Genomic DNA, 15739 nt, shown 5'->3' with positions numbered 1-15739 from the left:
AAGCGTGGGAGGTTAAGTGACGTTCCCAAAGCCGACAAGCTGCAACGATGGGGGGCAGCAGGAACCTTCTGCTTGCACGCACGGTTTTGATTGCCCATCAAGTGGCGAAGTTTTCGCAGGCTGCTTTTGCGTGCTTCCTAGCAAGAACTTTTGCTAGGGCGATCATCCAAAGACGCCTCATGATCTCGATAGATCCAAACCATCCGATCGAGAAACCATAGCTTCCCCAGCATCGAAATGCTCAATCCGGCAACCGCCGCGGTTAAATTCAAGGTGATCAGCCCGACGATCCAAACAATTCCTCCGACACCGGCAATCCAAGTCGTCGCACGCACGACCGCAAGATGATGGCTGGCGATGGCGGCCTGCACCCGCCCCAACCAGATTTGCTCGCCCAAGACGCCACGGGACATCCAGTTGTCCAACGACTTGGGAGGTGGAAACAGGCGAGGGTTCACCCAAATCCAAATCGCAACCAAAGTGATGGGAACCAGCGCCCACCATTGGATCCAAACCCGACTCCAGATTGCGATCGACAACAGCGGCATCGTCGCGACTCGCGTCCAACCGCTCCAGGGATTCGCATGCCGCTGCCACGTCAAATCATCCATCAACATCGCCGCTTCGGTTGCCTTGAAGAGACGACTTGGTTGGTTTGTTTTTTCGTTTTCGTCGTGTGTCATCACTAGACGTTGGCTCCTGCCGGACTCATCTCATCCGTTGCGGACAACTCGGTCGCTCCCCGCCAATCGAAAAAAATGTCGGCAGTACGAATACCACCGACATATGCGATTTTCAACTAAGTTTGAAGAGGCTACTTTGCCTCGCGATTGATCGGCTCATCAACCACGATCGACTTTGGAAATGCGGCGGCTTCGTTACCACCGCGATCATCCCATCGCTTGTTCTGGCTGTTGCCGCGTGGCTGATTCATGGGAATATCCATCCCGCCCGCCTGCCCCAGCATGTCGTACAACTTGTCTTCCATCTCTTTGGCGACAGACTTGTAGTCAGGATTGTTGATCAGATTTTTGGTTTCACCCGGGTCTGTCGTCAAGTCGTACAGCTCATCAACATCCCACAAGCCATAGTAGGTGATGTACTTGAATCGGTCACCGCGAAGGGCGAACTGAGTTGGCGATTGCGGAAAGTTCTTTTCCCAGTAATAGACATACAAGAAATAGTCACGCCACGGCATGTCAGGACGATTGGGCAGTTCGATAAAGCTTTCGCCGTCCATATAGTCAGGCGTTTGCAGGCCTGCGGCGTGCAAGATGGTCGGCCCGACATCGATGTTGCCAATGACTTTTTCGACGACGGTTCCACCCTGATAGAGGTCGGGACACTGCATCATCATCGGCACACGAATTGATTCTTCGTACGAAACTCGCTTATCAATCAAACCGTGTTCTCCCCACATGAATCCGTTGTCGCCCATGTAGACGATCAAGGTTTCATCATGGATGCCCATCTTCTTCAGCTGGTCGAGCACTCGTCCGACACTGTCATCAACCGCCAATAAAGATTCACAGTACCGACGGTACAAGTAGTCGAGGCCCTTGTCACTGTGATAGGAAAAATCGATCCCGTGCCAACTGTTCCGCTGATCGCGAACCCAACGTGGCGCATCATTTTCTGCTTTGATCTCTTTCCCGCGTGGCAAGAAACTTAAGTCAGCGTCTTTGTATCGATCTTGATGTCTTTCCGCTGGTGTGAAGTTCGCATGCACCGCTTTATGCGACAGGTACAGAAAGAACGGTTTGTCGTCAGTACGGTTGTCGAGCCAATCGATCGCATAGTCGGTCAGCTCGTCGGTGATGTATCCCTTCTGCTTGACGCGTTTGCCGTTGACGTTCAGCGTGTACTTCGGCCCCGGCGGAAGATAATTTCCCTGGCCACGAAAGCTAATCCAGTGATCAAATCCGGGGCGGGGATCATCATGCGCGCCACCCATGTGCCACTTGCCGATAAAGGCCGTGTCGTATCCTGCACGCTGAAGGTACTGAGGGAAGAAAATGGTTCCCTCGGGTACCAAGCGATTGTTATCAATCACACGATGCTTGTGCGTGTACAAGCCGGTCAGAATCGAAGCTCGACTTGGCGAACAGAGGCTGGTGGTGACAAAAGCATTCTTGAGGTGAACACCGTTTGACGCGAGCGAATCCAAATGCGGCGTTTCCAAAAACGGATGCCCCATAAAACCCATCGCGTCATAGCGGTGGTCGTCGGTCAAAATGAAAACCACGTTGCGAGGCTTCACCGAATCTCGTTTGGGTGTCGCCGGAAGCTCAGCCGCTTTGGCAGCGACTGGAGCACAGGTGAGCAGACACAGTGCGAGAAAATTCATGGAAAGAAAACTTGTGGCCGGATAATTCACGGCCTTGGACACCAAGCGGGTGACCAAAGAAGAGGCAGTAACCAACATCAATTTCAACTGCAGCAGGGGGAGGGGAGGAGGGAGAAACCGGCTGAAAAGGGATCAGTCCGTTGACGGTCAAATATTTTAAACGAGATTGGGGGACTCGTCGATTTTTGACAACAAGCATAGACTTTAATAGAAACCCGAGAGGCAGGCTTGGTGTCTCTCCAACCGCCGGAACCTTCCCCCCGCCGGGCTGTCACACTAGATATTGTGCCAGGTCGGCCCGAATACGCACGACTTTCGTGACTTTGCGATGACTAACGAGCAGGATATCTACGAAGAACACGTCTTAGACCACTACGAAGACCCTTATCATCGCGGTTGCCTGGAAAACGCAACGCACGAGGATGAAGGCAAAAACCCGTTGTGTGGTGACGTTATCCAAATCACGCTTCGTCTGGATGATGACAACCAAATTGCCGAAGCTTGGTTCGACGGCGAAGGCTGTGTGATCAGCCAGGCCTCTGCGTCGATGCTGATCGAAAAAATCGAAGGCAAGTCGCTCGATGAGATTCGCGACTTTTCGGCCAACGAAATGCTTGAACTCTTTGGCCCAAAGTTGACGCCCAACCGGCAGAAGTGCTGTCTATTGTCATGGCGTGTTCTACAGTCGGCTTTGCATTCGCCGATCGATGGGGATGATGACGATTCAGATGGACCAAGCTTTGGCGGACCAAGTCTTGGCGAGGAGAGCTAGGCAATGGGATTCGATCCCCTCGAAGTTCGCAAAGACTTTCCCATCCTAAGCCGCAACGCGGCATCGGGCGAAGCGCTTGCATTTTTGGACAACGCAGCTAGCGCGCAGCGCCCCACCGTCGTCATTGACGCGATGTCGGACTGTTATCGTCAGTACTACGCTAACGTTCATCGTGGCATCCATACGCTAAGCGAAGAATCAACCGCCGCGTACGAGGCAGCGCGTGAGACGACACGAAGTTTCCTGAATGCTAAATCACTTGCCGAAGTGATCTTCACCGCAGGGACAACGGCCGCGATCAACTTGGTCGCGTATTCATGGGGATCTAAGTTCATCGGCCCCGATGATGTCATTCTGTTAACAATCGCCGAACACCACGCGAACATCGTTCCCTGGCATCAATTGGCACAGCGGGTTGGGTGCAAAGTTGAATTTTTGCCGCTAGGCGATGACTTCACGATTGATGACAGCGTCGTACAAGATCGGCTGGAGACACTACGCCCCAAACTGTTTGCTTTTGCCTCGAGCAGCAACGTGCTCGGCACGAACTTTCCGGTCGAGCGCTGGACGAAGCTGGCGCATCAGTTTGGTGCCAAAGTCCTTGTTGATGCAGCTCAGGCAGCACCACACCAACAGATCGACGTACAAAAGTGGGATGCAGACTTCGTTGTCTTTAGTGGGCACAAAGCCTGTGGCCCGTCTGGAATTGGCGTCCTCTACGGTCGTGAATCCATCCTCGATGAGATGCCCGCATTTCTGGGTGGTGGCGGAATGATCGACAAGGTCACAACAAGTGGCTTTTCGACGATCCACTTGCCAGAAAAGTTCGAAGCAGGAACACCTCCGATCGTCGAAGCGATTGGCTTGGCAAGCGCCTTGCAATACTTGACGGATCTAGGGTTTGACAACATCCAACGGCACGAACATCAACTCTGCGAGATGGCCGATTCCGCCATGCGTCAGATCGATGGCGTCGAAATTATCGGGCCGACCCCCGACAAGAAAACGGGGATTGTCAGCTTCGCTGTCGAGGGAGTTCACGCGCACGACATCGCTCAGTGGCTTGATACACGTGGGATCGCAGTTCGCGCCGGACACCATTGTGCGATGCCGCTGCACGAATCGTTGGGTAAAACGGCGACAGCGCGAGCGAGCTTTTATCTTTACAACACCGCCGAAGAAGTCGAACGCTTCGTCGCCGCGGTAAAAGAAGTTCGTGAAAAATTCGCCCGAAGCGGACGTCGTCGTCGCAGACGCCAAGTTGCGGCTGAGTAGTAACGCAGGCCTTGCTGCCCGCCGGGATCGAATGCGTAAGTTCAAGATTGCTTGCTGGCGAACCAAGGATTGGCTCTGCTGCCGGCTGAGCTTGAACAATGGCAACTGACTATCAAACCGTGCAACGTTAGCGGGTGGGTGCTGCAAATTTGAAAACACTAATTGTCTCTAGTACACACTAATCGATTAGTGCTGATTAGCGGTGATTAGTGTTCTCAGCTTGCATCTGTCATTCGCTTCTCAATTGAAGCATCTACTGGGTCTTCACGCCTTGGATTGTTTTTGCAGCCCAGGATGACACTCGGCAAAACATCCAGGAAAGAACGCTACGTTCCGGAGTGTAGGGCGACAATAGACAACAATTTCGATGCTGACTGTCGCAGCCGCTGATCCAACCATCGCAAACCACTGCGTTCGCGATAGCGAGACTAGCTGGCTTGGTTATACCAGCCAAGCTCATCACGACCATCGCCGTCCCAGTCACCGACAACGGGCTGTCCGCTCTGCGAACCTTCCGGCAAGTCGAATTGGTCGTCAGCCGCCGTCACCTCGCGGTCACCATCGCTATCGATGATGACTCTGTTGCCGCGAATGACGCCGACCTCGTCGATCCCATCACCGTCGAAGTCACCGACGATCGGATAGTCGCCTGGCTGACCGAACTCAAACCGTTCTTCGCCAGACTTTCGTCGACCGTCGCCCTCGGCGTCCAGCATCCAAACGCCTGCGCGGAAAATTCCGATCTGATCAATTCCGTCGCCGTTCCAGTCGCCCGAAATCGGCGTGTCGACATCCTCGCCATATTGGAAGACGTGATCGACCGCGTCAGCACGCAAGCTTCCGTCTTCGCCATGACGCAGCATCCTGCGGCAGTCCTCGGGGCGAGTCTCGATTGAAACCAGACCAAGCGTCTTTTGGGTTTCCAAGTAGCGTCGCCAACGGTTGGATGGGTCGGGAAGCCCTGCATCGGTTTTGATTCGACGCCAATCGCGTTCCCACTTTCGACCGAAGATTCCAATGTCGTCTTTACCATCTCCATCCCAGTCGCCGACGACAGGACGGTCCATTTCGGTCCCAAGCAGAATCCAAAGGTCACCTTCGTCCCAGACACCGTTGCCATTCATGTCGACGTACCAGTGTCCTTCGACATAGATGGCGACTTCGTCATCTCCGTCACCGTTGAAGTCGCCAGCCAAAGCAATGGCATCTTCGGCCCCAAGCTCAAACGTTTCGCTTTCTTGTCGAACCTGGCCATCAATGGTTAATAAAGTCCAGCGTCCTTTGTCTTTTTCATGCCGTTCGTCTTGCGCGTCATTGTCGCTGCGCATCGCCACCTTCATGAATGCATCACGTGAGGCGACTTGACCACGTGGATGCCCACCATTGATCACACTCAAGTGCCAAGTGACGAAGTCGACTTCGCCCAAGATCGGTGCAGGCAAGACTCGTTCTGGCGCTGTCACTGGATATACAGGTTCCGGCGCGACGAACTCTTCGAACGGTGGAGGCTCGATGAATTCTGGTTCCGGCGCGGGCGGTTTCAAAATCGTCAGCGGCGGAGGTGGTGGTGGCAGTGGGGGAGGCGGCGGTGGAGGTGGTGGAGATGATAGATCGATCTCAACTTCACTAAAGAAGTTCTCCGAGGACGTCTGCCCTGCCTTGACGGTAACGCCCAAAATGGCGTCAAAGTCCTTGGCCGGTGCAACGGACTTAATCCAAAACAGCTGAGATTCGTCGTATTCGTCAGCCGCATTCACGGCCAGACCACCCGTTGATCCAGGTGTATCGATGGAGTCGATCAGGCTGTCGCTACTGGGTTGCGTTTGGGACAGGACGTAGGTTCCTGGCCGGAGCCCTTTGAATTGGAACACGCCGTCTTGGTTGGTTAACACCACACTATCAGCGACGGCATTGCCAGACAGAAACGCGTCATCTGTCAAAGGCAACCCGAACTCATCCAGAATGGTGATTCGAACACCGTTTAGCCGCGTGTCATCGGTGGTCAGTTGGCCGTCTTTGTATTCCCGTAGATCTTCCGGACTGATCAATTCGGTGGTCTCGATCGCCGCGCCATCGACAAACACAACGCCGCTGATTTCGGCAGGCGGGACTTCAGGAAAATCATATCCGACGCCTGTCAAACCTGCGTGAACTTGAATGTTGATCAAACGATCGTCACCTGAAGGCTGGCCTCCGAGGTTGCCCACGATCTGGCCACCCTGAAAGTACCCCTCAGGCTGTTCTTCTTGGATCTCGTAAACGCCTCGATCAAGTCCCGTGAATTTATAGCGACCGTTAAGGTCAGTCTTGGTCGTCTGAACGACAACGCCAGCGTCATCGATCAGTTTGACAGTGACCTCGGCAATTGGCGTTTCGTTTTCATCGTACCGCTGATTCTCGTTGTCATCCGACCAAACGGTTCCGGATAGAGTCGCCGGTTCATACTCACAGAACATGTAGTCGACAGCACTTTCGCCAGGCGTCAAAGAGACCGACATAAGGTCGACGCCAAGGACCGCCCCACCGGCTGATCCGAGTACCTGCCCGCCTTGAAAGAAGCCTTCGGGCTGGACTTCGAAGATCTTGTATTCGCCACCACGAAGTCCGACGAACTGATAATTGCCCATCGCGTCCGTTGTGGTCGTCGCAACGACATTCCCGGTCGCGTCTCGCAGTTCAATGACAACGCCTTCGATGCCTCGTTCAAATGGCGAACGAATACAATCGCCATCGTTGTCGATATGTACCGATCCGGAAAGCGAACTCGGTGGCTCCTCGCAAAAGTCGTAGTCAAACGCGTCGACACCAGACCCTAGTTCAATGCCACTGACTTGATTCACCCCAACGACGCCGCCAACGGTGCCCGCTGTGACTCCGCCATCAAAAAACGCTTCGGGCTGAACTTCGACGACGGTGTATCGTCCGGGTGTCAATCCAAAGAAACGGTAGGTTCCGTCAATCGATGTCTGAGTCGTTCGGACAACAGTTCCAGATTCGTCCAACAACTGGATCGTGACACCGTTCAAGCCGACTTCATCGGGATCGCGAATGCAGTCACCATCAACATCCAAATGGACATGGCCGCCGATCGATGCAGGCAGCAACTCGCCGAAGTTATATTCGACACCCGACATCCCTTGTGGGATAGCAATCTGACTGATTCGATCGTTGCCTGCGGTGCCGACGGTCTGCCCGCCAATCGTTCCCGCTCGATCGATACCATCCAGATAGCCGCTGGGCTGTTGTTCAATGAGGGTGTAGTTCCCAGGAGGCAATGACTCGAATTGGTAGAAACCGTTCGAATCGGTCTGCGTTGTGGCGACGGTGTTTCCGGAATCGTCCACCAATGAAATGCTCGCGCCGGCGATGCCTTCTTCGCCAGGATCACGAGTGCCTTCGAACGATCGATCGTGATAGACATAACCCGATAGCGTGACGGGCGCGATTTCACAGAAGTGATAATCCGTTCCCACTCCACCTGGCGTCATCGTAATTTGGCGAATCACGGTCCCATCGAGCGCTTGGCCCATCGAGACACCATCAATCGTACCGGCGTATGATGCGCCATCGAGCAATCCGTCCGGAGTGTACTGGACGATGCGATATTGGCCCGGAACGACGTCGCCAAAATGGTAAACGCCCATTGGCGTGGTCGTAACTCGCGAGATTACATTGCCGTCGGGCGTTTGCAATTCCACAATCACGCCACCGAGAGGTTCGGCGAGCGACGGATCGTATGTGGGATAGCAGGCTTCACCTGGATTTGCCAAGTACACGAGACCGCTGATCTCGCCCGTTTCCAATTCGCCAAAGTTGTACTCGACGCCAACATCACCGCCATCGAGGTTGATCGCGCGAATGGCATCACCATTGGTATCAGCGACACCAACGGTGACCGAGTTGACGGTCCCGGCTGTATCCTTTCCGTCAATCAATCCGGCCGGCTGGGTGACTTCGAATATCTCGTAGGTTCCTGGCGACAAGTTGCTGACGTAGTAGCTACCGTCGGACAATGTCACCGTGGTCACCGCGTCTTGATCGCCAACCGTTACAACGGGAACGATACGAATTGTGACACCGGCAATTCCGGTTTCGCCAGCTTCACGGATACCGTTGTCATTGTTGTCGCGATAGACATAACCGCCGATCGATGCGGCTTCGGCCTCGGCAAAATTCATCTCGACCGCATCGCTATCCCCAAGTGGAATCTCGATCGAAGACAAAACATCCAATCCGATCGCCGATCCTGTCGCGATCCCTTCGACGCGTCCTGGAATTGCAGCGACACTGAACAGGCCACTGGGCTGAGTTTCGAGGATTTGATAGTTGCCGGGCATCAGCCCCAATGAGCGATCGAAACTGTAGTGCCCTCCAGCGTCGGTTCGCACTCGGTATCCGGTGTCCTTGTATTGACCACTGTTGTCAGCCGCGAGCAACGTTAATTCAACGTCGGCAAGGCCTGCTTCACCGGGCTGCCACACCGAATCAAGATTATTGTCTAGCCAAACAGAGCCGCTAATCGAAATTGGCTTCGGCGTTTGCGTCAGTTCCAGAACGGCCGCCGCACTACGGTTGGGACGACTGTTCGGTCCGGTTCCGTCATCATCGGGAAGTTCCAAACCATAGGTATCGCGCGGCGAACCGTAGTTGTTTAAGAAGATCGCATCAGCGGTTGTCGGTTCGTAGTGCGGAGCTTCAAAGAATGCCTCTAAGATCGAATCTTGGAATTCCTGACCGGACGTGATCACGTCCAACCGGTCATTGAATTCATCCAGATCCGGTAGGTTGCGAAGGACTTCATCGACGTCAATTGTGAACTCGAGACGATCACCCGCTCGAAAGTTCGTCAGATCCAGAATTAACTCTTGCCCGCCATCGACAACGGTTGCCTTTGCGGTCGCGACACGCCCATCGGTCGTTTCAATTTTTAAGATCTGAAAATCGTGCCACTGTTGTTTTCCACGTCCACCTTCGGCCGTGTCAAAGATCGGGTCACCGACCGAGATACCATCACCGTCCTTATCAGTTCGAATGCGAACTTGATTCAGCGTTGTGCCATCGGCACCGCCGTTAAACGTCAGCAGAAATTTGTCGCCTTTGGAATCGCCTCCGACATCGTTGTCCGATTCCAAGTAGTCGGTTTCCAGGTAAACGACACCGACATGGATTGGATCAGCGGCGAACAGTTCACGACGCTCAAGCACTTGTGGCCGAGCAGGTCGTCGCAATCGTTTCTTATTCAGATTCACCCGTGGCACCTCCGTGTGCCCTTCCAAAACGAAGTCAAAAACTAGCGTTGGGGTTTATCGCCCCAAAAGGTTGTCCCGTTCGGCAATCCGATCCGGTCCGCCAATGATGTTGTCCAACTGCCACATCCGCAGCGTTGCGTCGAATCCACCGGAGTACAGCGTTGACCCGATCGATGCCAACGAAGTCACGGTACCGGAGTGGCCCTTCAAGCGTTCGATCACTTTGCCCGTCGATTGCTCGACGATGCTGATCAAGTCATCGCTTCCCGCGACTGCGACATACTTTTCATCGATGACACAGATCGCATAGAGCTTGCCCTTTGCGACAGCAACTTGAAGCACCGTCTTTTTGGACTCTGTATCAAACAACGTCAGCTTTCCGTCTTCCCCGACAGAAGCCAATACATTTGATGAACCGACAAACTGCATGTCATGAATCCGACCGTGATGCAGATGGGATTCGTCAAACAGTGCGTACTGCGTTCGTTCGAACAGGTGTAGCTTTCCGCTTCGCCCAGCGACCGCCAATACCTTGCCATCCTGTCGGTATTCGACGGATCGCAAGTCGGTGCAATCGCACAGCACACGAGGGTGCGGATTGACGGGCTTGTTGTTGATGATGAACACTTCATCGGTGAAACCGACCGCCGCAAGCTCCATCCCGTTTGGTGCAAAGCGGACTCCGGCAAACGCATGCGATGTTTGCATCCGCTGCGACACCGTCCAGTCCTGGCAATTCCAGATGATCAGTTCGCCGTCATTGCCAGCAGAAACCAGCCGCCGCCCGGTCGAATCGAACTGCAAGCTTTGGATAAGATCCGAATGCCCGCGCAGCAGTGCTAACCTTTGTAAAGTCCCGGCATGCAAGATTCGAATGCCGTGATCGTCGCCAGCGACCGCCAGCAGCTTTCCCGAATTTCCCGCGGCGATCGCTTGAATGATCGCGCCATTGAAGTCAGTACTAACGGGCTCAAGCCGCCGAACCATCGTGTTGACCGGAGTCTCCGATCGGTATGCCGCATCGCTTGCAGGCGCCTTGATGCCCTCTTCAGCTCTGGTGAACTGTGTCTGGCTGATCAAGACTCCGCCGAGTGCGAAGGCTGCAAATCGTCGTCGATTCAGCGTTGGCTGAATTGCGTTTTCAACTGCTTGCATCGTTACCCCCCTGTGCGACAAACTTGGTTCAGCCGAGACAATCGACCGAGATCTGACTGGTGCGAAATTCTCAGGTATGCAACCGAGATCTAAACTCAGCGCAGCCCGCGACTCTTCACTCATCGGCACATTCGTGTGATCGCCATTAACCGGTAAAGAAAGAAGAGTCGATTGATAGCAATCCAACGGCATCGACTGTGGGGCATGAAGACGATTGGCGATTGAAGTGACTTGCAAATGTACAACTTTGCTAGCTTTGCCCAGTCTTTCTGAGGGGTGACGGGCAGAGTTGGATGTAAATTCCGCCGCTCTCGGAGGCAGTCATTGCGATGGCGGAGTTTTTAATGCCAAACCGAATGACCTTTCTGCGACCCCCATCAACCTGATACAACGAGGGTTCAGCGAGCGAATTGGTGTGCTCCCTGCTCGGTAATCCGTAACCAAAGCCTTCAAGGATGGTGCTTTTGGCTATGAAAATGCGACTCCATCGCGGTCATTTGTTTTTGCTCAGCATCGTCTGTGGTGCATTGACCTTTGCATCACCAGCAAACGCCCAGCAACAGGCGGTTGCCGGTGCGAAACCGCAAGCCGCTGCACAGCCGTTTCCTGCCCTGACACCGGCACAACAAGCCGAGCTTGATCGTGTCCTGGCTTCATGGCAACAGAAAAGCCAATCGACCAAAACGTTGGAGTGTAAGTTTGAACGCTGGCACTTCGACCTTCTTGCCGCACCGGCTGGGGTTCACGCCCACAAAGCCGAAGGTGTTGTCAAATATGCGAACCCAGACAAAGGTTTGTTCCGTGTTGACAGCATCATGTACTACAAAGGCATGAAGAACGGTGCTCCTCAATTCGGGCCGACTGCCAACAAGTACGGCGAGTACTGGATCTGCAACGGCGTCGAGCTGATCGAATACGATCGCGAGCAAAAGAAGTGCAACGTTCAGTCCCTGCCTCCGAACATGCAGGGCACGAACATCTTCAACAGTCCGCTTCCCTTTGTTTTCAACCTGGACGCACAACAGATCAAAGAAAGGTACTGGGTGCGACTTGAACAAGCCCCAAAGCCAAACACGTACTTGGTGCAAGCATGGCCCAAACGCCAGGAAGACCGTGCCCAATACAAAATGGTACAGGTCGTCCTGAGCTCGGGATTCGAACCCGAAGTCATGATCATGTACGCACCCAACTTCCACGAAAAGCTGGCCCCTCAATGGGATCACTACGAATTCAGCGAAGTTAAACGCAACGCGATCGGTGCTGGTATCAGCCAGTTCCTCGGACACTTCATCCCGCAACAGCCGCCAGCGGACTGGAAGATTGACCGACAGAACTTCTTGCCACCGCAAATCGCTCAGGGCAACCCAGCCCAACAGCAGCAGCAACCCGCGCCGCGCAACTGAGCCTCAAGTAGGCAAACAACGCAAGAACACAGAAAGGCCGACGTGAAAACGTCGGCCTTTTTTATTTGCGTCGATCAGACGTTGCGAAGCCTGAATAGCGAATAATGATCATTTACAGAGGCGTGCACGGGTCTTTTCCGGGCCTCTCCCGGCCCCTTTTGGGGCGTCTTCCGAAACCCGCACTCAATTGCCATCAAGCTAAATCATTCAGCGATTTCCAGTGGGGCAAACGCCAGACGAAAACTGTGCTCTTCGTCATCAAACTTGACTCGCGCCATTCTCTTGGGGCCACGCCCACTGACCGCCGTGATAATCCCGACGCCATACTCGCGGTGCTGGACCTTGGTCCCTTCTTGGAATGCGGTAATTGGCGGCCGATTGACCGTCATCAAATCCGCAGCCGTCTTTAGCTTGCCGAGTTGTGGAACCGGGTTGGCTGGCGCGGGCTCTTCCGCCGGAGCCTCCGCGAATTCCGATTGATCGAACTCCGCAGCATGCTCTTTGGCTCCTTGCTCGTCGGCTTCATGCTCATTGGCACCAAAGTCAAACGACGTATCCTGATCGATAGCGCTGTCATCGTTAACCTGGATTTCGGGCATATCCCAATCTGACGGGGTGCTCTGGTTGACCTCGTCAAACCACGCACCTTTTCGAACCGATTCGATACGGTTGATTTCGGCAAGCGGCAGTTCGTTCAGGAACGGGCTAGGAATCACGGGGCGGAAATCGCCTCGAATCATTCGCCGCTTGCAACACGAAAGCTGTAGCCATTGCTCGGCCCTTGTGATCCCAACAAACAACAGTCGGCGTTCTTCTTCGAACTGTGCGTCGTCTTCCTTGGACCGCTTGTGGGGCAACAAGTCGTCTTCGACCCCGATGATATAAACGCGCGGGAACTCCAACCCCTTGGACGCGTGTAGCGTCATCAACGTGACCCGTTCATCGGAATCGTCAAACGCGTCGGTGTCACTGACAAGCGCGACTTGTTCAAGAAACGCATCAAGCGATCCGTCATCCGGGTGCCGACGATCAAAGTCAGCTCCCGCCGTGATCAGTTCATCCACGTTGGCTAGCGGACTGGAATCATCACTTTCAGGAGACGTTTTATTGAGGAAGTCATCGTACTTGGTTTCCTGAACCAGATACCGCATCAACTCCTCTAGCGGAGCCGTCGCCTTTGCCGCCACACGATCGTAGATTTCGACAAACCGGCTGACCATTGTCTTGCTACGTTTGGCGATCGAGTCAATCTCGTGGACACGTCGTGCGGCTTCCAACATTGGAATCGAACACTGGTGGCCATAATCCTGCAATCGTTGAACGGTTTTCGCACCGATGCCTCGTGTCGGCGTGTTGATCACGCGAGTCAACGCGACATCGTGACTGGGGTTATTAACCAAGTGCAGGTAGGCGAGCACATCTTTGATTTCCTTCCGCTGGTAAAACTCCACCCCGTTAACAATCTGATAGGGAACACCACGTCCGCGAAGGGCGTGTTCCACCGAACGTGTCAACGAATTCATCCGGCAGAATATCGCAAAGTCACTGGGCTTTGCCGTTTCACTTGCGATCGCATTGACGATGTCGTCGGCGATTGAGTCTGCTTCTTCGAAACCGTCGGAGCAAAAGCGCAGCGTCACCGGTGCGCCTTCGTCATTCTCGGTAAACAAGTCCTTTTGTTTGCGACGACGGTTGTGGCGAATCAACTGGTCCGCGGCACGCAGGATGTTCGGCGTACTGCGATAGTTCTGCTCCAACCGTACCGTTTTGACATCCGGATAGTCTTTCTCGAAATCAAGAATGTTATTTAGGTCTGCACCACGCCAACCATAAATCGATTGATCGGGGTCACCTGTGACCGACAGGTTCGGATAGTTCACCGACAGCCCACGGACGATGGCATATTGAGCCAGGTTGGTATCCTGATACTCGTCCACCATGATGTAGCGAAACCGCGCGTCCAGGTCGGCCCGCAACTCGGGGTTCTGCCGCAGCATTGTCGCAACGTGCAGCAGCAGATCATCAAAGTCCACCGCGTTCGCAACAAGCAGCTGCTGCTGATAAACCGGATAGACTTGGGAAGCGACCTTTTCCTGAGGGCTAACGATCTGTGTTTGCCAAACCTCCGGCGTGATCAGCTTGTTCTTCGCTTTACTAATCAGATTCGCGATCTGATCTGGAGACGCGTGCGTCGTCGAAACCCCCGAGGCTTCGATCGCCCGCTTCATCGCCTGCTTTGAGTCTGAAGAATCATAGATCGAATAGTTCTCCTGCAGCCCGACCATGCTTGCGTATCGCCGCAGCAGTTGAGCGCAGAAGCGGTGAAAGGTCCCCATCCACACCTGCTTGCCCGGTGCCAAAGAATCGACACGGGCACGCATTTCGTCGGCGGCCTTATTGGTGAACGTCAACGCCGCGATTTGCCATTCAGGAACCCCAGCTTCAAGCAAATGCGCCACCCGGTGCGTGACAACACGAGTTTTGCCGCTACCTGGCCCGGCAAGAATTAGCATCGGACCGTCAACGTGAACCACTGCACGCTGCTGCTCGGGGGTCAAGTGCTGCAGAAGCTTGGGATTCGAAGCGGGAGGCACATCCATGAGGCAGCAAAGGGATAATCGAGGGGAACGAAGATGTCCTTCCATCATAACGTTCCACAGCGACTTGGCCATCGACCTGGATCAGCCCTGTGTCCCCTATCAGCGCTGTGCCACGCTTCGGCCTACTCCCTCTGCACACTTCGCACATTGCGAGGACCTTTCGCAGAAGACGACGACACACCGGATTGGCAAATCGCTACACTCTACCCTCGTCGCCTAGGTTGGCCGCCCATCTTGGATTCCCATGCTGGAAGGCCCACCAAGCGAATTAACCCGATGGGTGCGACGCTTGCAAAACAGTTGACAGCTTAATGCATCCGTCCGAGAGCCGAAGGTTCGTTGAGCCAGTCTCTCAAACAGCAAAACACAAAGAATCTGGCAATAAATTGATGGCGAAGAACGTTCTCGGGACGGAGTTGGGCGAGTGCAGTACAGATCCGATGACAGGGTTTTATCGTGATGGATGCTGCAACACCGGAGCCTCCGATTCGGGCTTGCACACCGTCTGCGCTGTCATGACTGCTGAGTTCCTCGATTTCAGCAAGTCTCGCGGCAATGACCTGTCGACACCCAACCCGGTTTATCGATTCGCGGGCCTAAAACCTGGAGACCGATGGTGTCTCTGCGCGGCCCGTTGGAAAGAAGCTTACGACGCCGGCATGGCTCCCCAGGTGGTGCTTTCGGCCACCCACATTTCGACGCTGGAATTTGCATCGCTCGAAGAATTACAGGAACACGCGGCAGACGAGTAGCCCGCGGCAAAGAACGCTACATTCACGGAGCAAAGGGCAACAATCGAAATTAACCGCCTGCCATTGCGCGAGACCGAACACACGCTCCGCAATGTCCAAACGCCTTTTTAGGATTAGCCGCATGGCATTAGCCACGGTTTCAGGGCAATAACCGGGGCTAACGCCCATCGGCTGATGCCTGAACCC

At 54.3% G+C, this 15739-nt stretch carries 9 protein-coding genes; 4 read left to right on the top strand and 5 right to left on the bottom strand.

Features of this window, described 5'->3' with window-relative positions:
* Positions 1 to 137 precede the first annotated feature (137 nt).
* Both LOC67_RS15115 and LOC67_RS15110 read right to left on the bottom strand, forming a co-directional pair.
* A complete protein-coding gene (locus LOC67_RS15115) occupies positions 138 to 683 on the bottom strand; it encodes a DUF6653 family protein (protein ID WP_230263445.1) in 546 nt (181 codons plus the stop codon).
* Positions 684 to 814: 131 nt separating this feature from the next.
* Complete coding sequence (locus tag LOC67_RS15110) at positions 815 to 2347, bottom strand: sulfatase (protein WP_230263444.1); 1533 nt, start codon at positions 2345 to 2347, stop codon at positions 815 to 817.
* Between the two features lie 328 nt (positions 2348 to 2675).
* On the opposite strand from LOC67_RS15110, the gene sufU reads away from it, so the two are divergent.
* Positions 2676 to 3119 carry a Fe-S cluster assembly sulfur transfer protein SufU gene (gene sufU / locus LOC67_RS15105; RefSeq protein WP_230263443.1) on the top strand — a complete coding sequence of 148 codons (444 nt, stop codon included), beginning with the start codon at positions 2676 to 2678 and terminating at the stop codon, positions 3117 to 3119.
* A gap of 3 nt (positions 3120 to 3122) precedes the next feature.
* Entirely contained in the window at positions 3123 to 4394 is a 1272-nt protein-coding gene (locus tag LOC67_RS15100) for a SufS family cysteine desulfurase (protein ID WP_230263442.1), read from the top strand.
* Positions 4395 to 4822: 428 nt separating this feature from the next.
* Here the strand turns inward: LOC67_RS15100 and LOC67_RS15095 are convergent, their stop codons facing one another.
* Positions 4823 to 9643: an SdrD B-like domain-containing protein gene (locus LOC67_RS15095; protein WP_230263441.1), complete on the bottom strand. Its 4821-nt coding sequence runs from the start codon at positions 9641 to 9643 to the stop codon at positions 4823 to 4825.
* Positions 9644 to 9697: 54 nt separating this feature from the next.
* On the bottom strand, positions 9698 to 10798 hold the full coding sequence (locus LOC67_RS15090; protein ID WP_230263440.1) for a WD40 repeat domain-containing protein: 1101 nt from the start codon (positions 10796 to 10798) through the stop codon (positions 9698 to 9700).
* A gap of 476 nt (positions 10799 to 11274) precedes the next feature.
* Here LOC67_RS15090 and LOC67_RS15085 point away from each other — a divergent pair, with 476 nt between their 5' ends.
* On the top strand, positions 11275 to 12201 hold the full coding sequence (locus LOC67_RS15085; RefSeq protein WP_230263439.1) for a TIGR03009 domain-containing protein: 927 nt from the start codon (positions 11275 to 11277) through the stop codon (positions 12199 to 12201).
* A gap of 203 nt (positions 12202 to 12404) precedes the next feature.
* On the opposite strand, the gene LOC67_RS15080 is transcribed toward LOC67_RS15085, so the two are convergent.
* A complete protein-coding gene (locus LOC67_RS15080; RefSeq protein ID WP_230263438.1) occupies positions 12405 to 14873 on the bottom strand; it encodes an ATP-dependent helicase in 2469 nt (822 codons plus the stop codon).
* Between the two features lie 317 nt (positions 14874 to 15190).
* Here LOC67_RS15080 and LOC67_RS15075 point away from each other — a divergent pair, with 317 nt between their 5' ends.
* The gene (locus LOC67_RS15075) at positions 15191 to 15553 is read left to right on the top strand and encodes a DUF2237 family protein (RefSeq protein ID WP_230263437.1); all 363 of its coding nucleotides are present in this window, start codon (positions 15191 to 15193) and stop codon (positions 15551 to 15553) included.
* Positions 15554 to 15739 lie beyond the last annotated feature (186 nt).

It is taken from the genome of Stieleria sp. JC731 (assembly GCF_020966635.1).
Classification (GTDB): domain Bacteria; phylum Planctomycetota; class Planctomycetia; order Pirellulales; family Pirellulaceae; genus Stieleria.
Note: the sequence above shows the minus strand (reverse complement) of the source record. Positions and strands in the feature narration are given on the sequence as shown.

Bases quoted from the DNA above. Each gene is read 5' to 3' on its own strand.
- LOC67_RS15115 (WP_230263445.1), bottom strand. From the start codon at position 683: ATGACACACGACGAAAACGAAAAAACAAACCAACCAAGTCGTCTCTTC.
- LOC67_RS15110 (WP_230263444.1), bottom strand. From the start codon at position 2,347: ATGAATTTTCTCGCACTGTGTCTGCTCACCTGTGCTCCAGTCGCTGCC.
- sufU (WP_230263443.1), top strand. From the start codon at position 2,676: ATGACTAACGAGCAGGATATCTACGAAGAACACGTCTTAGACCACTAC.
- LOC67_RS15100 (WP_230263442.1), top strand. From the start codon at position 3,123: ATGGGATTCGATCCCCTCGAAGTTCGCAAAGACTTTCCCATCCTAAGC.
- LOC67_RS15090 (WP_230263440.1), bottom strand. From the start codon at position 10,798: ATGCAAGCAGTTGAAAACGCAATTCAGCCAACGCTGAATCGACGACGA.
- LOC67_RS15085 (WP_230263439.1), top strand. From the start codon at position 11,275: ATGCGACTCCATCGCGGTCATTTGTTTTTGCTCAGCATCGTCTGTGGT.
- LOC67_RS15080 (WP_230263438.1), bottom strand. From the start codon at position 14,873: ATGGCCAAGTCGCTGTGGAACGTTATGATGGAAGGACATCTTCGTTCC.
- LOC67_RS15075 (WP_230263437.1), top strand. From the start codon at position 15,191: ATGGCGAAGAACGTTCTCGGGACGGAGTTGGGCGAGTGCAGTACAGAT.